The sequence below is a fragment of the Kitasatospora sp. NPDC088548 genome (assembly GCF_044753005.1).
Lineage (GTDB): Bacteria > Actinomycetota > Actinomycetes > Streptomycetales > Streptomycetaceae > Kitasatospora.
In genome coordinates this window covers 80948-105012 of the sequence record NZ_JBIVMI010000019.1, presented here as the reverse complement: position 1 = coordinate 105012, position 24065 = coordinate 80948, and the positions used below count along the sequence as shown (strand labels likewise).

Here is a 24065-nt window from a genome sequence, read left to right as displayed (position 1 = left end):
CACCCGCCCCCGCTCCCGGCGCTTCCGCAGAGTACGGAAGCAGCGGGAGCGGGAACGGAACGGCCCGGATCAGGCGCCGTCAGCAGCCGACCAGCCGCAGCGGAACAGCGGGTCGCGGGTGTCGAACGGCACGTCCTCGCGGGAGGCCTCGACGGCGGCCATCGAGGAGGGCAGGTCGAAGGGCAGGACCCCGCGCGCCGGGGCGAGTCCGAGGGCGGCCTCCAGCACCAGGTCGTCGTCGGCGCCGAACTCGCCGATCAGCATGGCGGCTTCGCCCGCGAGCGGGGTGAGCACGGCGGGCCGGTCGAGATGGACGACGAAGCAGGTGGGCACGGTGGCGGCGATCGCGCGCAGACGCTCCGCCTCCTCCGCCGGGAACTCCAACGACCCGCTGTGGAAGAAGCGTTCGAGGAGGCCCTCGCGCTGCTCGTAGGGCGCCTTGAGCCGGACGACGGCCGCGTCGGCGTCCTCCGGGCGGGCGACCACCGCGCCGTGGCGGGCGGCGACGGCCGGGTCGATCTCCTCCAGGTACAGCCGCCGACCTGCCAGTGGCCGCCCGGCGATGTGGACCAGCGAACGCTCCTGCACCCGGCGGCCCAGCTCGCGCCCGGCCGGGGCGCCGACGAGGGCGGCCGCGGCGTCGGGGTCGACGTACGGGTCGTCGAAGAGGCCGAGCCGGAACTTGTCACGCAGGATCCGCCGGGCGGACTCGTCGATCCGGGCCTCGCTCACCGCGCCCGAACGGACGGCGTCGAGGACGAGCCCGGGGTCGGTCTCGCCGCCGAGCTGGTCGGCGCCCGCGTCCAGGGTGAGCACCACCTGCTCGGCCACCGACAGCTCCTCGACGCCCCAGTGGCGCGGCGGGAGGGCGGCCATGCCGGGGATCGCCATGCCGGTGATGGCGTTGAAGTCGGTGCAGACCACGCCGTCGAAGCCGTACTTGCCGCGCAGCAGGCCGGTGATGACGTCCCGGTTGAAGTTGGCGCCGACCTCGGCCAGCCCGGTGCCGGAGGGGATCGCGTAGGCGGGCATGATCTGCGCCGTGCCCACCGCGAAGGCGGCCTCGAACGGGCGCAGGTGCTGGTCCAGCGCGCCGCCGGGGTAGACCAGCCGGCGGCCGGCCGCGAAGTGCGAGTCCTCGCCGGCGGCCTGGGGGCCGCCGCCGGGGAAGTGCTTGGTCATGCAGGCGACGCTGTCCGGGCCGATGCTCTCGCCCTGGAGGCCGCGGATGTAGGCGGTGATCATCCGGACGGCGCGCTCCGGGTCCTCGCCGAAGGTGCCGCTGATCCGCGCCCAGCGCGGCTCGGTGGCGAGGTCGGCCATCGGGTGGATGGCCAGGCGGATGCCGACGGCGCGCAGCTCACGGCCGATCAGCCGGGCGTACTCCTCGACCAGCGCCGGGTCGTCGGTGGCGGCGAGGCCGATCGGTTCGGGGCCGGCGCTGAAGCCGCCGCCGACGAAGGCGGTGGCGGGGTTGGCGGTGAAGCCGTGCCGGGGGTCGGAGGCGAGGGTGACGGGGATGCCGAGGCGTTCGGCGGCGGCGAGGTCCTGGACGTGGTTGTTCCACTCGGCCATCGCGCGGGCGTCGGGGACGGCCATCATGGCGAAGGCGGTGAGGCCGCGTCCGTTGATCAGCTCGGCTCCGGTGGGGAACGGGAGTTCCGGGCTGGTACCGGGCATCATCCGGCCGTGGAACATCAGGGCGGCCTTCTCGGCGAGCGTCATCCGGCCGAGCAGGTCCTCGACGCGCTCCTCGACGGGCAGCCTCGGGTCCTCGTAGGGCTCCATGGTGCCGTTGTGGTTGAGGTCGCGGAACGGGGTGCCGTCGTGATGACGGAGCCGGGCCGTCATGCGACGGCCTCCGTCCCAGCGGCGGCAACGGCCGCGTCGGCGGCGACGCCGGCCTTGGCGCGGAAGGCCTCGATCGTGGCGGGGACCACGCCGCAGTGCGCCAGGAAGGCCTCCGTACCGCCGTACCGGGTGTCGACCAGCTCCAGGAAGGCAACCATCGCGCCGGCGGGGGCCTCCAGCAGCGGGGCCGGGACGGTGAGCGTGCCGGCCTGGTAGTCGTTCATGGCGCTGCGGTTGCGATCGGCGAGGTTGGCCCAGATCTGCGTCAGCGCCTCGTTGGTGCGGGCGTAGTCGGCAACGATCTCCTCGGCGGGGACGCCGACCAGGTCGAGCAGCAGGGCGATCAGCAGGCCGGTACGGTCCTTGCCGGCGGCGCAGTGCAGCAGCACGCCGCCGGGGCGGGTGGCGGCCTCGACGGCGGCGACGACGGCCTCGGGCGCGGACTCGGCCATCAGCAGGTAGAAGGCGCCGAGGTCGGCGGCGGTGGTCATCTCCCGCATGGACGCGTCCAGGGCGTCGCTGGTGGGCTGGATGCGCGCCGCGACGACCTGGATCCCGGCGGCCTCGGCCTCGGCCCAGTCGGCCGGCCTGGCCTCGGCGTCGCCGCGCAGGTCGACGATCGTGCGGATGCCGGCCTCACACAGCTGGGCGAGAATCGCCGGGGCGGCGGCCGCGTGCGGCTGGGCGGAGCGGTGGACGGCGCCGGGGCGGATCCAGCGGCTGTCGGGGTCGGCGAGGACGGCGGGGTCGCGGAAGTTGACCAGGGACATGGGGGGCCTTTCGGGTGGCACTGGCTTTCGGGTGGAGCTGCGAAAAACGAAGACATCTAGATGTCTAGATGTGTAACGGCTACCGGGGGTGCCCGGCAAGCGGCGGCGAGATGAACATCGGGTCAAGGGCTGGTGCTTCTACGGGCGGACGGCATCCCGGGCGCCCGGCTCCGTAGGATCTGGCGCGTGGCAACGCACCGAACCAGCACCCCGCTGTACCGCCGGCTGGCCCGGCAGCTCCAGGAGCGGATCGACGCCGGGACGTACCCGGCCGGCGCCCGGCTGCCCAGCGAGCCGGAGCTGAGCGCGGAGTTCGACGTCAACCGGCTGACCGTCCGACAGGCCGTGGCCGAGCTGGAGCGGGCCGGGACCATCGAGATCCGGCGCGGGGTGGGCACCTTCGTGCGCCCGCCCGCCGTCCGGGTCTCGATCGACGTGGACCCGCGCAGCCAGCGGGTGGACCTCGGCAGCGTCCACGCGGCGCTGCACTCCCGGGACGGCGAGGAGGTGGTCGCGGCGCCGCCGGTGACCGGCTCCGCCGAGGACCTGGAGGCGGCCGGGCGGCTGGGCCGGGCGCCGGGCGAACTGTCCCGGCTGGAGAGCGTGATCCGGCTGGGCGCGGAGGTCCGGACGGTCAGCAGCTACTGGCTGCCGTCCGCCCTGCTGCCGCCCGGCTTCGACCGGCCCGGCCTCCGGGGCAATCTGGTGCCGGAGCTGGCCCGGGCGGCCGGGATCGAGCTGGAGTACGACTGGCGGGCCTTCGGCGCGATCGGCGCGGACCTCGCCGACGCCGAACTGCTGGGCCTGCCGGTCGGCACGCCGCTGCTGGTCCGCGAGGGCGTCAGCTGCACACCGGACGGCGCCCCGGCGCTGTACGTCCGGCGCCGGATCGTCGGCAGCAGCGCCCGGTTCGTGCTGCACTACCGCGAGCACCCCGACCGCTAGCGCCCCCGGCCCGGGTACCGCGGGACCGGCCGGCCTCACCCGTCCGCCCGGGGGCCGGGACCCGGCGGCACCAGCGTGCGGAACGCCTCCTCCCAGGCCTCCGGCAGCCATGGCTCCGAACTCCCGACCATGATGTGGCGCCGCGTCATCGCCCCGAGCGCGGCCCCGAGCGCGTGCGCCCGCAGGTCCTCGTCGGGATCGGTGCCCAGGCGCCCGGCCGCGGCCTCGATCGTCCGCTGGACGAACGTGTCGACCTGGAGGATCGCGTGGTCGTGCACGGACCGGACGTCGAGGAAGCGCCGGCGCAGCAGCCGGCGCCGGGCGGTGTGCTCGGCGGGCTCCTCCAGCCGGCCGCCGGTCGCGGTCAGGGCGTGCCAGAACGCCTCCCAGAGGCCGAGGGCGGCGGGGGCGGCGGCGAACTCGTCGATGATCTGCCGACCGAAGTCCCAGCCGAAGAGCAGGGACTCCTTGCTGGGGTAGTACCGGAAGAAGGTGCGGTGGGCGACGTCCGCGCGCCGGCAGATCTGGTCCACGGTGGTGCGCTCGAAGCCCTGCTCCTCGAAGAGGTCCAGCGCCGCCGTGCGGATCGCCTCGCGCGTCCGCGCCTTCTTGCGGTCGCGCAGCCCGGTCTCGACGACGGCCTCCGCCCCGACCACCACCCCGTCCACGGTCTCCGCCACGGTTTCGGCCCCCTGCCCCTGCATGTTCCCTGGCCCTGCCCTTCTCCGACGGTTCTCCGTCACTCGTACGCAATCACGCCTGGCGCGGCCCGCTCAAGGCGAGCGCCAAGTCGTCGACACCTCGTCACGTGAAGTTTGCACAACTGCCTTTTGGCAGTTGTGCCACTTCCGAATGGTGGTCTGCGGCGGCAGCCCCACGCTGTCGGCCCCCACCTTCGATCCGAGGAACACCGAGGAACCATGAAGCGGAACAAGCACGTTCTGGCAGCGGCCATCTGCACGGTCACCATCGCCCTCACCGCCGGCGCCTGCTCGGCCTCCGACACCGCGGTGTCCGGCGGCTCCGCCCAGGCCGCCCCGGCCACCGACGGCCAGGCGACCGACGGCGGCACGCTGAAGATCGGCCTGGACCGCCCCTTCGCCAAGCTCGACCCGGCCGACAGCACGCTGACCTCGCTGCCCGTGCTGGTCCTGGCCAACGCGCTGTACGACCCGCTGATGGTCAACGGCGACAACGGCACCGTGCAGCCCTACCTGGCCAAGGGGTTCACCCCCAACGCGGACGCCACCGCCTGGACCCTGGAGCTGCGCGAGGGCGTGAAGTTCAGCGACGGCAAGCCGCTGGACGCCCAGGCCGTGGTCGACCACGTCAACCGGCTGGCCAAGCCGGAGAGCAAGTGCTCCTGCGCCACCGACGCCGCCACCATCGGCGGCATGACGGTGAACAGCCCGACCAGCGTCGTCTTCACCCTCAAGACCCCGAACGCGGCCTTCCCCAACCTGTTCACCCGCTCCCTCGGCTACGTCTCCGAGGCCCCGAACGGGGACGCCCCGGCGGTCGGCTCCGGCCCGTACACCGTGGAGAGCGTGCAGCCGGGCGTCTCGGTGACCGTCGCCCGCAACGCCTCCTACTGGGGCGACAAGGGTCACGCCGAGAAGATCGTCTACCGGGTGCTGGCCGACTCCGACAGCCGCTACCAGTCGCTGCGCTCCGGCGACGCCGACCTGATCTGGGCCGAGACGCCCGCCCAGCTGAAGCAGGCCGCCGGGGACGGGCTGCGCGTCGCCACCGGCCCCAGCTCCACCTCCACCATCCTGTTCAACACCAAGGCCGCGCCCTTCGACGACCCGCGCGTGCGCCAGGCCATCCAGTACGCCATCGACCGCGAGGCCCTGGAGAAGGTCGTCTACCTCGGCCAGGGCAAGGTCTCGGACGGTCCGATCGGCTCCGTCTCCCCCTACCACTCGGCCGCCGCCACGTACCCGGCCCGCGACGTGACCAAGGCCCGCGCCCTGCTCGCCGAGTCCGGCCACCCGGACCTCTCCTTCGAGTACCAGGTCGACAACCGCCCCGAGGGCCAGCAGCGCGCCACCGTGATCCAGCAGATGCTGGGCGAGGCCGGTGTGAAGGTGACCGTCAAGCCGATGGACCCGGCCACCCTGGGCACCTCGCTGATGCAGCGCACGTTCCAGGTGCAGGACTTCATGACCAGCCTGTTCGGCGACACCGACACCGCGCTGGCCAACCTGTACGCCCCCGGCTCCCCGTACAACTTCACCGGCTGGAGCAACCCGCAGGCCACGCAGTCGATCGCGGCCGGGCGCGCCGCCCTGGACCCGGCCCAGCGCACCGCCGCCTACAACGAGGCCGCCAAGGCCGTCGTGGCCGAGGCCCCGATGCTGTTCCTCACCGAGAACGCGGCCGGCTTCGTGGCCACCAGCAAGGTCGGCGGCCTGCCCGACCTCTCCAAGCGGGCCGTCGTCAACGTCTCCCCGGCCACCCTCTGGGTGAAGAAGTGACGCCCCGGATCCTCGGCCTCGCCGGACGGGCCGGCCGCGCCGCCGCCGTCCTGCTGCTGGTCACCGTCGCGGCGCTCAGCCTGCCGCACCTGATGCCCGGCTCCCCCGCCGTCGCCGCCCTCGGCCCCACCGCCACCCCCGAGCAGATCGCCGCCTACGAGGCCAAGCTCGGCCTGGACGAGAACGTGCTCACCGCCGCCTGGCGATGGCTCGGCGACGCCCTGCACGGCGACCTCGGGCACTCGCTCACCAGCGGCGCCGCCGTCACCTCCGAGCTGGCCGACCGGATCCCGGTCACCCTCGAACTCTTCGTCTCCGCCCAGCTGGTGGCGCTCTGCCTGGCCGTGCCCGTCGCGCTGCTCTCGGCCTGGCGGCCGGGCGGCGCGGTGGACCGGATCGCCACCGCGGGCGCCTTCGTCTGGCTCGCCGTACCGGGCTTCGTGCTCGCCCTGCTGCTGATCTGGATCACCGCCGTACAGCTGCGGATCCTGCCCGCCACCGGCTGGGTGCCGTTCGCCGAGGACCCGGTGGAGAACCTCCGGCACCTGGTGCTGCCCGCACTCACCCTGGGCCTCACCGAGGCCGCCGTCTTCACCCGCACCCTGCGCGGGCAGCTGCTGGACACCCTCGACCAGACGTACGTCGCCGCCGCCCGCAGCCGGGGCATGGGCACCGTAAGGCTGCTGCTGCGGCGCGCGCTGCGGCCGTCCTCGCTGCCGCTGGTCACCCTGCTCGGCATCGGCGTGGGCACCTCGCTCGGCGGCTCGGTGCTGGTCGAGACGCTGTTCGCGGTGCCCGGCGTCGGCAGCCTCGCCTCCAACGCCATCGGCGCCCGCGACTTCCCCGTCATCCAGGCCGTGGTGGTGGTCAGCGCGCTCGGCGTGGTCGCGGCCACCCTCGCGGTGGACCTGCTGTACCGCAAGCTCGACCCGAGGATCGCCCATGACCACCGTTGAGAGCACCCTGGCGCCGCCGACCGCGCCCGCCCGCAAGCGCCGCCGGCGGCCCCCGGCGGGTGTCCTCGCCGCGGCCGCCTGGCTGGCCGTGGTCGCGCTCGCCGCGCTGCTGCTGCCGCTGCTGCCCGGCTTCGACCCGCTGCACGGCGACTTCGCCGCCCCCTCGGCCGCGCCCGGCCCCGGGCACTGGCTGGGCACCGACGCCTCCGGGCGGGACGTCCTCCAGCGGACGATCGCCGGGGCCCGCGCCTCCTTCGCGGTGGCCGGGCTGACCGTCGCCGTCGGCCTGCTCGGCGGGGGCGCGCTCGGGGTGGCCGCCGGCTGGTTCCGCGGCCCGGTCGACAAGGCCATCGGCTTCGCCACCGACCTGCTGATGTCCGTCCCCACCCTGATCCTGGTGATGATCGCGGTCTCGCTGCGCGGCCCCAGCCTGCCCGTGATCGGCACGCTGATCGGCCTGTTCACCGTGCCGGCCTTCACCCGGGTGGTGCGCGCCGTGGTGCTGTCGCTCAGCGAGCGCGGGTTCGTCCAGGCCGCCCGGATGATCGGCACCTCCCCGGCCCGCATCCTGCGCCGCGAGGTCGTCCCGCACGTCGCGTCGGCCGCGCTGACCTTCGCCTTCACCGCCACCACGGTCGCCATCGTCGCCGAGGGCTCGCTCAGCTTCCTCGGTTTCGGCCTGCGCCCGCCGGAGCCGTCCTGGGGCGGCATCATCGCCGAGGGCCGGACCACGCTGGGCAGCGCGCCGTGGATCTCGCTCGCCCCGGCGGCGGTGCTCTGCCTGACCGTCCTCGCCCTCAACTACCTCGGCGAGCGCCTGCGTTCGCCCGCCCAGAAGGGACAGTCCCGCTGATGGCCACCCCGGTCCTGGACGTCCGCTCGCTCAACACCGTGATCCACGCCCCCGACGGCCGCGCGCTGCACATCCTGCACGACGTCAGTCTCACCATCGACGCCGGCGAATGCCTGGGCGTGGTCGGCGAGTCCGGCTCCGGCAAGTCCGTGCTCGCCCGCACCGTCCTGGGGGTGCACGGCCGCACCACCCGGGTCGAGTCCACCGGGCAGGTGCTGCTCAGCGGCGAGGACCTGCTCACCGCCGCCGCCGCCCGGCGCGCCGAACTGCTCGGCACCGGCGTCGCCATGGTCCACCAGGACCCGATGACCTCGCTCAACCCGGTGGTGCGGATCGCCGACCAGGTCACCGAGTCGCTCACCAACCGGAAGCGGCTCGGCCGCCGCGCCCGGCGGCAGACCGCCACCGAACTGCTCGCCGCCGTCGACGTCCCCGACCCGGCCCGGCGGGCCCGCGCCTACCCGCACGAGCTCTCCGGCGGCCTGCGCCAGCGCGTCGGCATCGCCGCCGCGCTGGCCGGCAGCCCCGCCCTGCTGCTCGCCGACGAACCCACCACCGCCCTGGACGTCACCGTCCAGCGCACCGTGCTCGACCTGCTCGACCGGCACCGCGAGACCCGCGGCCTCGCCACCCTGCTGATCACCCATGACATCGGCCTGCTGTACGGGCGCGCCCGCCGGATCGCCGTGATGTACGGCGGCCGGGTGGTGGAGAGCGGCCCCACCGAGTCCATCACCGAACGGCCCGCCCACCCGTACACCGCCGCACTGCTGCGCTCGGTGCCGCGCGTCACCGGGCCGCTGCGGCGCACCCTGCCCGCCATCGCCGGCTCCCCGCCCGACCTCGCCAAGCCGGCCACCGGCTGCCCGTTCGCCCCGCGCTGCGAACGCGCCGCCGCCGTCTGCACCACGGCCGCGCCGCCCGTCCACCGGGCCGGGCCCGCGCACACGGCCGCCTGCCACTTCCCCCTCTCCCCCCTCGCTCCTCTCGGCACCTCGGAGGCCGCCGCATGACCACCGTCCTGCACGCCACCGGCCTGACGGTGGTGCACCGCACCCGGTCCGGCCCGCTGCACGCCGTCAGCGGGGTCGGCCTCGAACTGCGGCAGCGCCGCACCCTCGCCCTGGTCGGCGAGTCCGGCTCCGGCAAGAGCAGCATCGCCAAGGCCCTGCTCCGGCTGCCCCCGCCCACCTCCGGCACCGTCACCCTGGACGGCACCGACCTCGGCTCGCTCTCCGCCCGCGCGCTGCGGGCGCTGCGGCCCCGGATGCAGATGGTGTTCCAGGACCCGATCTCCTCCCTCAACCCCCGCCGCCGGGTGCGCGACCTGGTCGCCGAACCGCTCGACGCCCACCCCGACCCGGCCCGCGACCGCGAGGCCGTCATCGACGAACAGCTGGACGCCGTCGGCCTCTCCCCCGCCCTGTTCGGCGACCGCCGGCCGGGCCAGCTCTCCGGCGGCCAGGCGCAGCGCGTCGCCATCGCCCGGGCGCTGGCCGCCGAACCGCGGGTGCTGATCGCCGACGAGGCCGTCTCCGCGCTCGATGTCTCCGCCCAGGCCACCGTGCTCAACCTGCTGCGCCGGCTCACCGACGAGCGCGGCCTGGCCAGCCTGTTCATCTCGCACGACCTCGGTGTGGTCCGGGCGGTCAGCGACGACGTCGCCGTCCTCCAGCTCGGCCGGATCTGCGAGCAGGGCCCGACCGAGGAGGTGCTGGCCGCCCCCGCCCACCCGTACACCGCCGCCCTGCTCGCCGCCGTCCCCGAGCCCGGCCGCCCGCTCGGCGACACCGGTCTGCTCCCCGCCGACCCGCCGTCCCCGCTGGACCCGCCGTCGGGCTGCCGCTTCCGCACCCGCTGCCCACTGGCGGACGAGCGCTGCGCCACCGAGGCACCGGCCCTGCGCGCGGTGTCCCCCGGGCGGACGGTCGCCTGCCACCGGCCACTGCTGCCGGTCGACTGAGGCGGAGGGTGCCGACGCTCCGGGTTGCCTGCGATTCCCCCCGGCAGGTCCGACCGTCCACCGCTGCGGACAGGATGCGAAAACCGGCCGGTCATCCGCCTCCGGACCCCCGCCACCACCGGGCCCCGCACCCCGCTCCAGGCCCCGCCCCGGCGGCGGTCCGGCCGTGGGAATCCGGTAAAATTCCGGCCGGATCATCAGGCGTTTTCCGGGGCGGAGCAGAGCGGCATGGCGGCGGGAGACAATCAGGACACACCCGCCGAACTGAGCCGCTGCTACCTCGGCCTGCTCGCCGACGTCTCCCGCACCGGACGGCTGCTGCGCCGCGCCGAGCTGGAGAGCCTGCGCGCGCTCGGCGAGCGCAGCGCCGAGGCCGGGCACGGGCTGCGCGAGGTGGTCGCCCAGTGCCTCGCCGCCACCCGGCAGGCCTGGCAGACGCTCCCCGGCATCTCCACCGCCGCCACCGTCAGCGAGCTGCGCCGGACGGGCGACGCCGTACTGGCCGCCACCGAAGCCGCGCTCGCCGCGCTCGGCGAGGGCCACGAACGGGCGCAGCGGCTGGCGGTCCGTCAGGAGGAGTCCGCCCGGCGGGAGTTCATCGACGACCTGCTGCACGGCCGCAGCGACCTCGGTCTGCTGGCCGAGCGCGCCGAGCGGTTCGGGCTGCGGCTGGCGGGCGCGTACGCCGTCGCGGTCGCGGTCGGCGACGATCCGTACCCTGACGTCCATCCGCTGGCGCACCGGGTGGAGCGGGAGCTGGTCGGCCGGTTCGGCGAGCGGGACATGCTGCTGGCCGGCAAGGACGGCCGGCTGGTCTGCATCGCGCCCGACAGCGAGCGCGCGGTGCTGGAGGCCTTCGCCGAGCTGGCGCTCCGCCCGGGCCCCGGCTACCGCCCGGTGCTGCGGGTGGCGACCGGCCGCCGGCACTCGGGCGCCAGCGGCGTGCTGCGCAGCTACGAGGAGGCACTCGGCGCGCTGGACTACGCCGCCCGGCTCGGTCTGTCCGCCCAGCAGCTGAGGGCCGAGGAGCTGCTGGTGTTCCCGGTGCTGATGCGGGACCGGGCGGCCATGGCCGACCTGGTGCGCAGCGTGCTGGGCCCGCTGGTGGAGGCCCGGGGCGGCGCGCGGCCGCTGCTGGACACCATCGCGGTGCAGGCCGAGGCGGGGTACGTCAACGCCGAGGCGGCCCGCCGGCTGGGGCTGAGCGTCCGCACGCTGGGCTACCGGCTGGAACGCATCAAGGCGTTGACCGGTTACGACCCGGCGGACGCGCTGCACCGCTTCACCCTGGAGACGGCCGCGATGGGCGCCCGGCTGCTCAGCTGGCCGGAGCAGCCGCTGTAGGGCTTGTCCGACACGCCCCGGGCGGGCGGTACGGCCCGGCCCGCGCGTTCCAGGGTGTCAAGAGGGCGTCAAGATTGCCGGATCCTGGCAATGTGCGAACAGCCCTTCGACTGTCACGATCTCCGTGGCGCCGAGGTGGCGCCGCCGGAGAGAGCACGGGGGGCGGGGCGCGATGGGGGGATTCGTCGAGGCCGCGCTGGGCTTTCCGGCGGCGCTGTTCAGCTTCGCGCTGGTGGTGGTCATCGGGTACTGGTTGCTGGTCGTACTCGGTGGCATCGGGGTCGACGCCCTGCACGGGGGACATGGCGTCGATCCCCACGTCGGCGCCCCGCATGTGGGGCACGGTGTCGGCCACCACGACGGCGTCCCGCACGGGGGCGACGACGCCGGCCACCACGGGGGCACGGTGGCCGGGCTGGGACTGGGCGGGGTACCCGTGACGGTGGCGGTCTCGCTGCTGGTCGCGCTCGCCTGGTTCGTCAGCCTGGCCGGCTCCGCCCTCACCTCGGGGGCCGTCGAGCGCGCCGGTGTGCTGGTGGTCGCCCTGGCGGCGTCCTGGACCGGTACCCGGCTGCTGCTGAAACCGATCTCGCGGCTCTTCCCCGAGGACCGGCCCGCCACCCGCGGCGACTTCGTCGGCCGGGTCTGCGTGATCCGCACCGGCCGGGTGACGGCCGACTTCGGGCAGGCGGAGGTCACCGCCGACGACGGCTCCACCGCCACCGTCCAGGTCAGGTCGCTGACCGACGAGCCCGGCCTCGCGGCCGGCCGGACGGCCCTGATCTTCGACTACGACGCCGACGGCGAGCACTTCCTGGTGGCGCCGTTCGATCCGGCGCACCCCGGCCGCTGACCCCGCCCGGCTCCACCGGGCCCGCTCCACCCGACCCGCTCCACCCCGCCTTCTCCGCAGAGCTTCTCCGCAAGGCCTCTTCGCAAGACCTCTTCTGCAAAGGACACCGTGATGGACACCATCGCTGTGGGATTCGGCGTACTTGTCGCCGTCGTGCTGCTCATCGTGCTCGCCATGCTGCTGTTCGTCGGCCGGCTCTTCCGGAAGGTCGAGCAGGGCAAGGCGCTGATCATCTCCCGGACGAAGAAGGTCGACGTCACCTTCACCGGCACGATCGTCCTCCCGGTGCTGCACAAGGCCGAGCTGATGGACATCTCGGTGAAGACGGTGGAGATCCACCGCACCGGCCGGGACGGCCTGATCTGCCGGGACAACATCCGCGCCGACATCCGGATCTCCTTCTTCGTCCGGGTGAACAAGACCGTCGAGGACGTCATCAAGGTCGCCCAGGCGATCGGCACCGTGCGGGCCAGCGACCCGAACGCGGTGCAGGAGTTCTTCGCGGCGAAGTTCTCGGAGGCGCTGAAGACCGTCGGCAAGCAGCTCGACTTCACCGATCTCTACACCCACCGGCACGAGTTCCGGGACCAGATCATCGCGGTGATCGGCACCGACCTCAACGGGTACACCCTTGAGGACGCGGCCATCGACCACCTCGAACAGACCCCGATGAACCAGCTGGACTCCAACAACATCCTGGACGCCCAGGGCATCCGCAAGATCACCGAGCTGACCGCGATCGAGCACGTGCGCACCAACGAGTACCAGCGCACCGAGGAGAAGGAGATCACCCGGCAGAACGTGGACGCCCGCGAGGCCGTCCTCGAACTGGAGCGCCGTCAGGCGGACGCCGAGATCCGCCAGCGCCGGGAGATCGAGACCCTGCGGGCCAAGGAGGAGGCCGCGGTCGCCCGCGTCCAGGAGGAGGAGCGGCTCAACGCGCAGAGCGCCTTCCTGCGGACGGAGGAGCAGCTCGGCGTCCAGCGGGAGAACCAGGCCCGTGAGGTCGCGGTGGCGCAGAAGAACCGCGAGCGGGTGATCGCGGTGGAGACCGAGCGGATCGAGAAGGACCGCCTGCTGGAGGTGATCGGCCGCGACCGGGAGACCGAACTCGCCCGGATCGCCAAGGACAAGGAGGTCGAGTCGCAGAAGCGCGAGATCGCCGACGTGGTCCGCGAGCGGGTCGCGGTGGACCGGACCGTGGCCGAGCAGGAGGAGTCGATCAAGTCGCTGCGCGCGGTCGAGGAGGCCGAGCGGATGCGCAAGTCCGTGGTCATCCAGGCCGAGGCCGAGGCGCAGGAGAAGCTGGTCAAGGACATCAAGGCCGCCGAGGCCGCCGAGCAGGCCGCCGGCCACAAGGCCCGCGAGTCGCTGCTGCTGGCCGAGGCCCGGCAGCAGGCCGCCGAGCTGGACGCGGCCGCCAAGATCCGGCTCGCCGAGGGCATCCGGGCCGAGGCCGCCGCCGAGGGCCTGGCCCAGGTGCAGGTCCGCGAGCAGGAGGCCGCCGCGATCGAGAAGGTCGGCCGCGCCGAGGCCGTCGTGCTGGCCGAGAAGGCGCAGGCCGCCGCGCTGGAGATCGGCGCCAAGCTGAAGGCCGAGGCCGAGGGCCTCACCGAGAAGGCCGCCGCGATGGCCAGGCTGGACGAGGCCTCCCGCGGGCACGAGGAGTACCGGCTGCGGCTGGCCGCCGAGAAGGACGTCCGGCTGGCCGGTCTCGACACCCAGCGGCAGATCGCCGAGGCGCAGGCCACGCTGGTCGCGGCCGGGCTGGAGAAGGCCAACATCGACATCGTCGGCGGGGACGGGATCTTCTTCGACCGCCTGGTGCAGTCGGTGACGGCGGGCAAGAGCGTGGACGCGTTCGTCGCCCACTCCGACACCGCGCGCGCCCTGGCCGGGCCGTGGCTGGACGGCAGCGCCAGCTTCACCGACGACCTCACCCGGGTGCTGTCCTCCGTCTCCACCGCCGATGTGCAGAACCTCACCGTGTCCGCGCTGCTGATGAAGCTGATCGGCTCGGGGGCCGGCGAGCAGGCCGGTCAGCTGCGGCAACTGCTCTCCTCCGCGCAGAAGCTGGGCATCGCCGAGACGCCGATCGCGGCGCTCGCCGCGGCCAACGGTTCCAAGTAGCGCTCGCGGCAAGGGGAGAGACCAGCGTGGACGTCCTCGACACGGGCGCACGGCCCGACGCGGGTACCCGGCTCGACGCCGGCACCTACGAGGTGCTGCGGGACCGGCTCGCCCGGGCCGCCGCCGAACTGGCCGAGCGCGCCGGGGAGCTCAACGCCCGCCGGGCGGAGGAGTTCGGCGGGCGCGAGCTGCGGCTCACCGGCACCGGCCGGCTCACCACCGCCCGGGCCTGCGTCGCCCGGGACCTCACGGCGGCCGGCGGCCTGCTGCTGCTCGGCCACCGGCCGGCCGACGGCGCGGCCGCGGGCGGGCCGCCCGGCGTCGAGGACGTCCTCACCCTGCACCACCCCGACCTCACCGAGGCGGGCCCGCCGTCCGAGACGCAGCCCGGAGCACCGTCCGGATCGCCGTCCGCCGCTTCCTTCCTGGCGGACCCCCGGCTGCGGCAGGACGTCGCCGAACTCCACCGCTACTACCGCGACGCCCGGCTGGAGCAGCTGCGCCCGGTCGGCGGCCGTCTGCTCGCCGTCTTCCGCACCGGCCCCGCCGCCGGGGACGTCCGCGTGCTGCGCTGGCGGACCGGCGACGGCGACACCCCCGCCTACCTGGACGGGCACGGCGAACGCGACCACACCCCCGCCGACGGCCGGCAGGTCGGGTGGACCGCGCTCACCCGGGACGACCAGCTCCCCGGCCGGCCGCCCCGGGTCTCCCTCGGCGGCGACCTGCTGCTCGCCACCGAGGGCGGCACCCTCACCCTCACCACCCCCGCCGGCGACCTCCTCCACCGGGAGCCGCTGGACGAGGCACTGCAGACCCTCGCCGACGCGCAGATCGCCCACGCCCGGATCGGCACCCTGCTGCTGGTACGGGTCCGCCCCTACCAGGAGGAGACCGTCCGCCACCTGGTCTGCCACCTGCCCACCGGCCGGGTCACCCGGATCGACGCGCTCGGCCAGGCCTGCCTGCGGCTCCCCGGCGACCAGGGCGTCGCCTTCCCCGGCGGCTGCCACCTCGCCGACGGCACCGTCCGCACCTTCGACCAGCCGGTCGACGGGCTCGCCTACGAACGGACGATCGCCGCGCCCAACGGCGAGGACGTGCTGTACGTCTTCCGCGCCCCCGCCGACGGCCGCACCCTGCTGCTCCCCTACAACAGCGTCCGCCAGGAGGCCGCCGCCCCGCTGCTCTGCCAGGGCTTCGCGCTGCTCGACGACGGCACGCTCACCGCCCTGCGCCCCAACACCGACGGGCCCACCCGCCTCCACCCGGTGCAGCTCTGGCAGACGCCGTTCACCAGCGAGCGGTACGCCGCCGCGCAGCCCGCCGGCGCGGGGCCGCTCGCCCGGATCGGCAACGCCGACCTGGTCCGCGGCCTCGCCGACTGCCTCTCGCTGGCCCGGCTGGCCGCCGCCGGCGCCGACACCCCGGCCGGCCACCAGGCCGTCCTGGCCGCCTGCACCCGCACCGCCGACCGCCACCACTGGCTCGGCGAACCGGGCCTCGGCGACCTGCACCGGCCGCTCGCCGAGATCCGCGACACCGCCCGGCAGGTCATCGCCGAGTACGAGACCGTCGCCGAACTCACCGCCCACGCCGCCCGGCAGACCGAACAGGCCACCGAACACGTCGAAGGCCTGCTCCGGGTCGTCCGCGGCGAGACCCTCGCCGACGCCACCGCCTGGGTCGACCGGCTCACCGCCCTGCGCCGGGCCCAGGGCCGGGTGGAGGCCCTGCGCGACCTGCCGCGCGCCGACCCCGAGCGGATCGACCGGCTCGCCGCCCACCTCGCCGGGGGCCTGACCGAGGCCGCCGAACGCGCCGTCACCCACCTCGCCGAGCCGGACGCCTTCACCGGCCACCGGCAGCGGGCCACCGCACTCGCCGACACCTGCGCCGCCCTCACCACGGCCGCCGGGGCCGGACCGCTCGGCGAGGAACTGACCGCGCAGAGCGAGGCCCTGCAGACCGTCTCCGAACTGGTCACCACCCTCGACCTCGCCGACGCCACCACCCGCACCGGCATCCTGGACCGGCTCGCCGACGTCCTCGGCCTGCTCAACCGGGCCCGCGCCACCCTCACCACCCGGCGCCGCGAACTGCGCACCCGCGAGGCCGCCGCCGAGTTCGCCGCCGAGACGGCCCTGCTCGCCCAGGCCACCACCGCCGCCCTCGCCGCCGCCGACACCCCGCAGGCCTGCGACGACCAGCTCGGCCGACTCCTGCTGCGGATCGAGCAGTTGGAGACCCGCTTCGCCGACGCCGACCCGGCGCTCACCGAACACCTCACCGACCGCCGCACCGAGATCCACGACGCGCTCACCACCCGCCGCCAGCACCTGCTCGACGACCGGGCCCGCCGGGCCGACCGGCTGGCCGCCTCCGGCGACCGCATCCTCGACACCCTGCGCCGCCGCCTCGCCGCCCTCACCACCGCGGCCGAGATCGACGCCGCGCTCGCCGCCGACCCGACCGCCGTCAAGCTGCGCGAACTCTGCTCCCAGCTGGCCGCGTCGGGCGACCAGGTGCGGTCCGAGGAGCTGGCCGGCCGGCTCCGCGCCGCCCGCGGCCAGGCCCACCGGGCCCTGCGCGACCGCGCCGACCTCGCCGGCGACGGCCCCGGCACCCTGCGGCTCGGCCGCCACCTGTTCGCCGTCACCACCCAGCGGCCCGAACTCACCTTCGTCCCCTGGCAGGGCCGCCCCGCCTTCGCCCTCACCGGCACCGACTACCGCTCCCCCGTCACCGACCCCGCCTTCGCGGCCACCGAGCGGTACTGGGAGCAGCCGCTGGTCTCCGAGAGCGCCCGGATCTACCGGGGCGAGTACCTCGCCGCCGGCCTGCTCCTCGCCGCCGAGTCCGACGGCCTCGACCCACTGCACGAGGCCGCCGCCGACGGCACGCTGGACGAACTCGTCCGCCGGGCCGCCGAGCAGCGGCACGACGAGGGCTACCAGCGCGGCGTCCACGACCACGACGCCACCACCATCCTCCGCGCGCTGCTGCGACTGCACGCCGAGGCCGGCCTGCTGCGCCACCCCGCCGGGGCGCGCGCCGCCGCACAGCTGTACTGGGCGTACGGCGCCGACGAACGGCAGCGGCTGGTCTGGCGCACCCGGGCCCGGTCGCTGGGGCTGGCCCGCAGCGCCTTCGGGCCGGTCCCCGCGCTGGACGCACTGGCCCGTGAACTGGACGCGGCCGTGGGAGAGTTCACCCAGGCCGCCGAGCCCGCCGGACGCTACCTCGTCGAGGAACTGGCCCGCGCCGACCTCGCCTTCGCCACCCCGCCCGCCGTCACCGCGCTGCTCGACAAGTTCCACGCCGCGCCCGAGGCGACCGGCCTCACCGAGGCCCTCGCCGCCCTGCCCGACGACCCGGCTCTCCTCCCCGCCCGGCGCCAGCTCGCGCACGCCTGGCTGGAGGCCGGCACCGCGGCCACCGGCGTCCGGGCCGCCGCCGACGACCTCGCCGAGGCGGCGGCCACGCTGCTCTGCCCCGGCCTCCCCCGCTACCCCGCAGGCGGCGCCGTCACCACCCGGCTCACCGGCCTGCTCGGCGACCACCCCCGGCTCCCCGGCGGCGGCCTCGACCTCAGACTGGACGAACTCCTCGCCCGGGCGACCGACTTCACCACCCACGACGTCCCGGCGTACCGCGCCTACCAGCGCCTGCGCACCGACCTGCTGGCCGCCGAGCACGACCGGCTCCGGCTGGAGCAGTACCGCCCGGCACCGCTCAACGGCTTCGTCCGCAACCGGCTGATCGACGAGGTCTACCTGCCGCTGGTCGGCGACAACCTCGCCAAGCAGCTGGGCACGGCCCAGGCCCCCGGCAGCCACGCCCCGGCGGACCGCAGCGGCCTGCTGCTGCTCGTCTCCCCGCCCGGCTACGGCAAGACCACCCTCGTCGAGTACCTGGCCGAACGGCTCGGTCTGCTCCTGGTCAAGGTCGACGGCCCCGCCCTCGGCCACCGGGTCACCTCCCTCGACCCGGCCGAGGCCCCCAACGCCACCGCCCGCCGCGAGGTCGAGAAGCTCAACTTCGCCCTCCACGCGGGCAACAACGTGCTGCTCTACCTCGACGACATCCAGCACACCTCGGCCGAGTTCCTGCAACGGTTCATCCCGCTCTGCGACGCCCAGCGCCGCGTCGACGGCGTCCGGGACGGCCGGGCCCGCGAGTGGGACCTGCGCGGCAAGCGCTTCGCGGTCGTCATGGCCGCCAACCCGTACACCGAGACCGGCCGGCTCTTCCGGCTGCCCGACATGCTCGCCAACCGCGCCGACGTCTGGAACCTCGGCGACGTCATCGCGGGCCGCACCGACCTCTTCGCGCTGAGCTTCGTCGAGAACGCGCTCACCGCCAGCCCCCACCTCGCCCCGCTGGCCACCGCCGACCGCGCCGACCTGGACACCCTGCTGCGCCGCGCCGCCGGCGAACCGGCCCCCGGCGAGCTCAGCCGGCCCTGGCCGCCCGCCGAGACCGACCGGATGACCGCCGTCCTGGCCGGCCTGCTGCGGCTGCGCGAGACGGTCCTGACGGTCAACCGCGCCTACATCGCATCCGCCGCCCAGGACGACCGCACCCGCACCGAACCCCCGTTCCGGCTCCAGGGCTCCTACCGCAACATGGCCAAACTCGCCCAGCGCCTCGCCCCCGCCATGACCGACGCCGAACTCGACGCCCTCCTCACCGACCACTACCGCGCCGAGGCCCAGTCCCTGGGCGCCGAAACCGAGGCCCAGCTCCTCAAACTGGCCGAACTCCGGGGCACCCTGACCCCCGAACAGTCGGTCCGCTGGCAGGAGTTGAAAGCCACCTGGACCGGCGCGCAATAGTCCGACTTTCCCGGCCCGGCGGCACGACCGCGCCCTCACGCGATAGGTTCGGCCCGCCCGGCCGGAAGGGCCGGGCGGCGCTGCGGGGGTGCGGTTACTGGACGGTGGGGAGCTTCGCGGTCAGCGCGGTGGGCACCCGCACCACGTCGTCGAGGCTGTACTTGCCCGGGCCGAAGTCCGCGGCCGTCAGGCCCTTCTTCGCCCCACCGGTCACCAGCCAGACCGTCGTGCTGTCCGGCGAGACCAGCAGCGTCCCGTTCACCGGAGCGGCCTTCGCCGCCGCCTGCGACAGCCACGCACCCGGAACACCACGCAGCGGCAGCTGGTCGTACCCGAAGGCCGTGTAGTCCGCGCCGCTCAGCGGCACCGCCACCCCACCGGCCGTCACATAGATCGTCGAGTTCCCACCGGCCGCATCCCGCACGATCGTCCGGTTCGGAATCACCGCACCCGCCCGACCCGCGAGCCACTGTCCCGGAACACCCATCAACGGCCGGATGTCATACCCGTTGGCGGTCCACTCCGCACCACCGATCGGCAGCGCCACACCGTTCTGGATCACATACCGGCTGGAATCGGTACCCGCCTGGTCCATGACCACCGTGTCGTCCGGGACGGAGCGCTGGACGGCACCCCGGAGCCACTGGCCGGGGACGCCCATCAGCGGGCGGACGTCGTACCCGTTGGCGGTCCACTCCGCGCCGCCGATGGGCAGCGCGGCGCCGCCCAGCATCACGTAGCGGCTGGAGTCGGTCCCCGACTGGTCCATGACCACCGTCCCGGACGCCACCGGGTTGGCCAGCGCCCCCTGCAGCCAGGAGGTCGGCACGCCCATCAGCGGCCGGGTGTTGTAGCCGTAGGCGGTCCACTCCGCGGCGCTGATCGGCAGCGCGGTGCCGCCGACCGTCACGTAGCGGCTCGGGTCGTTGCCCGCCTGGTCGTAGACCACCGTCCCGGCCGAGGGTGCGCCGGCGAGCGCGTTGAAGGACGCGTCGGTGACGTTGACGATCTTCGAGAGGTCGTAGCCGTCGGCGGCCACGTCCGAGCCGGTGATCGCCAGGCCGGCACCGTCGACGATGACCTTGACCGTCGAACCGCCCGGCGCCTTGACCAGCGTTCCGGGCGGCAGCGCCGCCGGGTTGTCGTTCAGCCCGGGTGCGGTGGGGCTGTCGACGACGCCGTTGTCGTGAACCGGGAAGTAGGTTCCGTGGCCGGCGAAGTAGGGGTAGGGGATCGTCCGGTGCCAGACCCCGGAACCGCTGAACTCGTACCCGACGTAGGAGGCGTGCGACGAGTCGACCCAGTGGTCGAAGATGACGATGTGGCCGTTGTTGCCGGCGGCGTCGTTCAGGAGGGCGTCACCGGGCTTGAGGGCGTCCTTGCCGATCCTGGACGCGACACCGCTGGGCACGAAACTGGTGGTGTCCAGGCCGGGGGTGCTCAGCTTCCAGGCCATCGAGGCGTAGCCGGAGCAGTCCGTCCGGTAGCCCTGGTAGGAGCCTTGCTGGTTGTACTTCAGCCCCTTGTCGACCCAGCTGTTGGCCCGGCTGAGGACCTCGCTGCGGGTGAGCTGCACCGCGTTCGTCGACGTGACGGCCGCCTGGGCGGAAGCGGTCGTGAAGGTGGTGGCGACCACGGCGCCCGAGGTGGCGATGGCGGTGGCCAGGACGATACGCAGGGTCTTGGAAGGCTTCGAAGACATGACTGTTCTCCTCTACGGGCGGAAAAGAGCCGGCCTCTTCAGATCAGGACGGGCCGGAACGGGGCATTTCGGAGCTGCGAATTCAGGGCGGGGTATTCCGGAACAGCGCGTGCGGAACAGGGCTTTCGGCGCTGGGCTTTCCACGCTGAAGGTCCGGCCCGGGGCAGTGGACACTGCGCGGTGGCGGACGGCTGCCCTGCAGGAGCAGCCGGTCGGCGGGGACCTGCGGACGGACGGGGCGGGCGGTCAGCCCCAGATCATGTCGCTGGCCAGAACGGTCGTGGGGATGCCGGTCGGCACGGGGGTGCCGGTCGCGGCGGCGGGCAGCGCCGGGGTGGCCTGCTCGGCGGCGGCGAGGGCGGGGACCAGACCGGAGAGGGCGAGGGCGAGGGCGGCGACCGCGGCGGCCCTGGCGGTGACGGTACGGAACATGGTGGTATCCCCTTCGGATGCGACGTGGCAATGGATTCCGGTGCTCGCGTCCCGCGGTGACGCTTCGACCGGTGTGCCGTTCGGGCGGTGCTCCCTGCCGGCGATCACCAGTTTGGTTCCAGTTCCAGCCCTCCGGAAGAGTTCTCCGGTGGACGGAAACGTCCCTGGACCGTTCCGTCCCGCGCTGCCGGAAGCGGACAACGGCCGGTGCGCGGCGGGGCCACAAGGTGATGTAGCCATGACATCTGGAGCGAGGCCACCGAACGGGACAATTCGCTTCCGGGGCGCCCCTCGGGCGGCTTTCCCCTTGGCCTGAACCGTCCAGCACGCTGGCCCGGGGATGCCTCATATGAAATGATCGCGTGCGACTCGAACAAGATTTATTACCGGGGGGGGCGGCAGGTGCTCACAACACTTGGCCTGGACAGCACGTCAGAAACCGTTTACCGCGCGATGCTCGCCCGCCCGCACGACGGGGTGGACGCCCTCGCCCTACGCCTCTCGCTCCCGGAGCAGCAGGTCAGAGCGGCGCTGGACACGCTCAGCGAGCTGTCCCTGCTCCGCCCCTCCGCCGAACGGCAGGGCGAGCTGCGCGCGGTCTCCCCCGACATCGGGATGGAGATCCTGATGGCCCGCCAGCAGGCCGAACTCGCGGCCCAGCAGCTGCGCATCGAGGCCTCCCGGGCGGCCGCCGCCCAGCTCATCGCCGAGTACGCCGACCTGCGCCCCAGCACCGGCCACCCCGACGTCGAGCACCTGGTCGGCCTCGACCAGATCCGCGACCGCCTGGCCTCACTCACCCGCGGCATGCGCGAGGAGGTCATGACCTTCTCCCCCGACGGCGGGCAGAAGCCCGAGAACATCGAGGCCGCCAAACCCCTCAACCAGACGCTCCTGGAGCGGGGCATCCGGATGCGCACCGTCTACCTCGACAGCGTCCGTAACAGTCCGCACACCGTGGACTACGTCAACTGGCTTGCCTCGCACGGAGGTCAGGTCCGCACCGTGCCGGTGCTGCCCACCCGGATGATCGTCGTCGACCGGACGACCGCCGTCATCCCCGTCCAGAGCGACGACACCGCCGCCGGCGCCGTCGTCCTCAACGGGCAGGGCATGCTGACCGCCCTCTGCGCCCTGTTCGAGACGGTCTGGGCCGGTGCCCAGCCCCTCGGCAGTGCCACCCCGCTGGACAAGCACGGACTCAGCGCCCAGGAGAACACCGCGCTCACCCTTCTCGCCGACGGCCACACCGACGACGCCATCGCCAAGCGCCTCGGCGTCTCCTCCCGCACGGCCCGCCGCATCGCCACCGACCTGATGGAACGCCTCGACGCCCGCAGCCGCTTCCAGGCGGGCGCGCGCGCCGTGCAGAACGGCTGGCTGCCCGGCACGGCCTGATCCGCCAACTCCCCGGCACCATCGCCGGCGGCGCCGGGGAGCGCGGCTCAGGGCGTCGGCGGCGGCGTCGGGAACAGGCTGGCCAGCGGGTTGCTGTAGGTCTTGCTGGGCATGCACGTGGGGCCGGGGGTCTTCATGAGGTTGGCCTCCATCTCACGGAAGCCGTTGGCCGGGTCGACCTTGGCCATGGGGAGGTAGATGTAGAGCTGGACGCCGGCCGGGATGGCGCTGGGGCGGATGGTCAGGACGTGCTTGAGTCCCTCGCTCTCGATGTTCCAGCCGTGGGTGGCGAGCCAGTCCGGGTTGCCGTCGCCGTCGCCCGGCGGGTCGGCGGGGCTCTCCGGCTCGGGGGCGTGGCAGTCGGGCTCGCCGGCGTAGACGTGGGTGCGGGCGCCGAGCCGGTCCAGGTCACGCTGCAACTGGGCCGCGTCGACCGGCTTGTACGACTCCAGGACGGTCAGCCTGACGAGGTCGTCGCCGCCGCTCTGCAGGGTGTACGCCGCGTTGGTGATGTCGCCCAGCACCTGGCTCCCGGCGGTGGCACCGGCACTGCCGGGCGTGGACGTGACGGGGCGGCCCGCCGTGGCGGTGAACGCGATCCCGGCCGCGGCGGCGGCCAGGCCCAGCGGGAGCGCCACCCGCACGGTCAGGGTCCGTCGCCTGGCCGCGCGCCGGGATTGCTCGGTCACGGTGTCCATCAGATGCTCCTTCAGCAGGACATGGCGGTCGCGAGGGAGCTCCGGATCGGCCACGGCCGGCAGCAGCCGGGCCAGTTCCTCCCGCTCGGTCTGCCGAGACCGGGACTGGGGGGTGGCGTTCATCGGATCGTCTCCTTGCTCGACCGGACCGCGAACCCGCGGTCACCTGCTACCTGTCCGTCGGCAGCCGTGCGTTGCACGCCTTTCTCCGAGGCGGTCTTCCGGGAGGCCGCCAGCTCCTTCGCCGCGAGGTCCCGCAGCCTGCCGCGGGCGCGCGACAGCCGGGAGCGGACCGTCCCGACCGGCTTGCCCAGCGCTTCGGCGACGGCCGCGTGGTCCATGCCCTCCCACACGCACAGGGCGAACACCTCCCGCTCGGCCGGGCGCAGCTGTTCCAACGCGGCTTTGGTGGCGGCGAGTTGCTCGGTATCGGCGAGCCGTCCTGCCAGCTCGGCGGCGAAGTCCGGGACCACCTCGCGCGGCGGCAGTTTCGCGAGCGCCCGCTGGTGCCGCCGGGCGGCCCGGCGGATGTTGCGGATGACGTTGGTGGCGATACCCAGCAGCCAGGGCCGGAGGCTCTCGCCCTCCTCCTCGACCTTCGCCCGCAGCCGCCAGGCCTCCAGGAAGGTCAGCGAGACCACGTCCTCGGCGACGGTCCGGTCACCGGTCATCCGGACGGCGTGCCGGTACACCGCGCGGGCGTGATCCTCGAAGATCTGCCCGAACGCCACCGCGTCCCCGGCCCGTATCCGGGCTCGAATCGATTTCTCCACACCGCGTCCTGTCCGCCCGCCCACCACCGTTGCCGTGATCCGCACCACACGGCGGCCGGGCGGTGCCGCGCGGTCGACG

The 24065-nt window shown here is 74.1% G+C and carries 18 protein-coding genes; 11 read left to right on the top strand and 7 right to left on the bottom strand.

Annotated elements, in window-relative coordinates; all coding sequences use genetic code 11:
- Positions 1–69: 69 nt before the first annotated feature.
- Together ACIP82_RS23710 and ACIP82_RS23705 are read right to left on the bottom strand one after the other, a co-directional pair.
- Complete coding sequence (locus ACIP82_RS23710; protein ID WP_363608026.1) at positions 70–1851, bottom strand: glycoside hydrolase family 3 N-terminal domain-containing protein; 1782 nt, start codon at positions 1849–1851, stop codon at positions 70–72.
- Positions 1848–2621: a tyrosine-protein phosphatase gene (locus ACIP82_RS23705; protein WP_400655910.1), complete on the bottom strand. Its 774-nt coding sequence runs from the start codon at positions 2619–2621 to the stop codon at positions 1848–1850. The genes ACIP82_RS23710 and ACIP82_RS23705 overlap by 4 nt, the downstream gene beginning before the upstream one ends.
- Before the next feature lie 186 nt (positions 2622–2807).
- Between ACIP82_RS23705 and ACIP82_RS23700 the strand changes: the two genes are divergently transcribed.
- A complete protein-coding gene (locus ACIP82_RS23700) occupies positions 2808–3566 on the top strand; it encodes a GntR family transcriptional regulator (protein ID WP_400655908.1) in 759 nt (252 codons plus the stop codon).
- Positions 3567–3601: 35 nt separating this feature from the next.
- Here the strand turns inward: ACIP82_RS23700 and ACIP82_RS23695 are convergent, their stop codons facing one another.
- The gene (locus ACIP82_RS23695; protein WP_363608029.1) at positions 3602–4246 is read right to left on the bottom strand and encodes a TetR family transcriptional regulator; all 645 of its coding nucleotides are present in this window, start codon (positions 4244–4246) and stop codon (positions 3602–3604) included.
- A gap of 240 nt (positions 4247–4486) precedes the next feature.
- On the opposite strand from ACIP82_RS23695, the gene ACIP82_RS23690 reads away from it, so the two are divergent.
- The 9 genes from ACIP82_RS23690 (at position 4487) to ACIP82_RS23650 (ending at position 18983) form a co-directional block, all read left to right on the top strand.
- Positions 4487–6046 carry an ABC transporter substrate-binding protein gene (locus tag ACIP82_RS23690; RefSeq protein WP_400655906.1) on the top strand — a complete coding sequence of 520 codons (1560 nt, stop codon included), beginning with the start codon at positions 4487–4489 and terminating at the stop codon, positions 6044–6046.
- Complete coding sequence (locus ACIP82_RS23685) at positions 6043–7002, top strand: ABC transporter permease (RefSeq protein ID WP_363608031.1); 960 nt, start codon at positions 6043–6045, stop codon at positions 7000–7002. The genes ACIP82_RS23690 and ACIP82_RS23685 overlap by 4 nt, the downstream gene beginning before the upstream one ends.
- Positions 6989–7855 carry an ABC transporter permease gene (locus ACIP82_RS23680; RefSeq protein ID WP_363608032.1) on the top strand — a complete coding sequence of 289 codons (867 nt, stop codon included), beginning with the start codon at positions 6989–6991 and terminating at the stop codon, positions 7853–7855. Before ACIP82_RS23685 ends, ACIP82_RS23680 begins: the two co-directional genes overlap by 14 nt.
- Positions 7855–8868: an ABC transporter ATP-binding protein gene (locus ACIP82_RS23675; protein WP_400655903.1), complete on the top strand. Its 1014-nt coding sequence runs from the start codon at positions 7855–7857 to the stop codon at positions 8866–8868. The genes ACIP82_RS23680 and ACIP82_RS23675 overlap by 1 nt, the downstream gene beginning before the upstream one ends.
- Positions 8865–9818, top strand: a complete 954-nt coding sequence (locus ACIP82_RS23670) for an ABC transporter ATP-binding protein (protein ID WP_400655901.1) — start codon at positions 8865–8867, stop codon at positions 9816–9818. Before ACIP82_RS23675 ends, ACIP82_RS23670 begins: the two co-directional genes overlap by 4 nt.
- A gap of 228 nt (positions 9819–10046) precedes the next feature.
- Positions 10047–11162, top strand: a complete 1116-nt coding sequence (locus ACIP82_RS23665; protein WP_400655899.1) for a PucR family transcriptional regulator — start codon at positions 10047–10049, stop codon at positions 11160–11162.
- Positions 11163–11334: 172 nt separating this feature from the next.
- Complete coding sequence (locus ACIP82_RS23660) at positions 11335–12015, top strand: hypothetical protein (protein ID WP_363608036.1); 681 nt, start codon at positions 11335–11337, stop codon at positions 12013–12015.
- Positions 12016–12126: 111 nt separating this feature from the next.
- On the top strand, positions 12127–14145 hold the full coding sequence (locus ACIP82_RS23655; RefSeq protein WP_363608037.1) for a flotillin family protein: 2019 nt from the start codon (positions 12127–12129) through the stop codon (positions 14143–14145).
- 26 nt (positions 14146–14171) lie between these two features.
- A complete protein-coding gene (locus tag ACIP82_RS23650) occupies positions 14172–18983 on the top strand; it encodes a DNA repair ATPase (RefSeq protein WP_400655896.1) in 4812 nt (1603 codons plus the stop codon).
- A gap of 94 nt (positions 18984–19077) precedes the next feature.
- On the opposite strand, the gene ACIP82_RS23645 is transcribed toward ACIP82_RS23650, so the two are convergent.
- Together ACIP82_RS23645 and ACIP82_RS23640 are read right to left on the bottom strand one after the other, a co-directional pair.
- Entirely contained in the window at positions 19078–20685 is a 1608-nt protein-coding gene (locus tag ACIP82_RS23645) for a hypothetical protein (protein ID WP_400655893.1), read from the bottom strand.
- Positions 20686–20931: 246 nt separating this feature from the next.
- Positions 20932–21117, bottom strand: a complete 186-nt coding sequence (locus ACIP82_RS23640; RefSeq protein WP_363608040.1) for a hypothetical protein — start codon at positions 21115–21117, stop codon at positions 20932–20934.
- Between the two features lie 402 nt (positions 21118–21519).
- Between ACIP82_RS23640 and ACIP82_RS23635 the strand changes: the two genes are divergently transcribed.
- Entirely contained in the window at positions 21520–22515 is a 996-nt protein-coding gene (locus tag ACIP82_RS23635) for a LuxR C-terminal-related transcriptional regulator (RefSeq protein ID WP_363608041.1), read from the top strand.
- 47 nt (positions 22516–22562) lie between these two features.
- Here ACIP82_RS23635 and ACIP82_RS23630 read toward each other — a convergent pair whose 3' ends face one another.
- Positions 22563–23336 (bottom strand): hypothetical protein, encoded by a 774-nt coding sequence (locus ACIP82_RS23630; RefSeq protein WP_400655890.1) that lies wholly within the window; start codon positions 23334–23336, stop codon positions 22563–22565.
- Positions 23333–23986, bottom strand: a complete 654-nt coding sequence (locus tag ACIP82_RS23625; protein ID WP_400655888.1) for an RNA polymerase sigma factor — start codon at positions 23984–23986, stop codon at positions 23333–23335. Before ACIP82_RS23625 ends, ACIP82_RS23630 begins: the two co-directional genes overlap by 4 nt.
- Between the last annotated feature and the right edge of the window lie 79 nt (positions 23987–24065).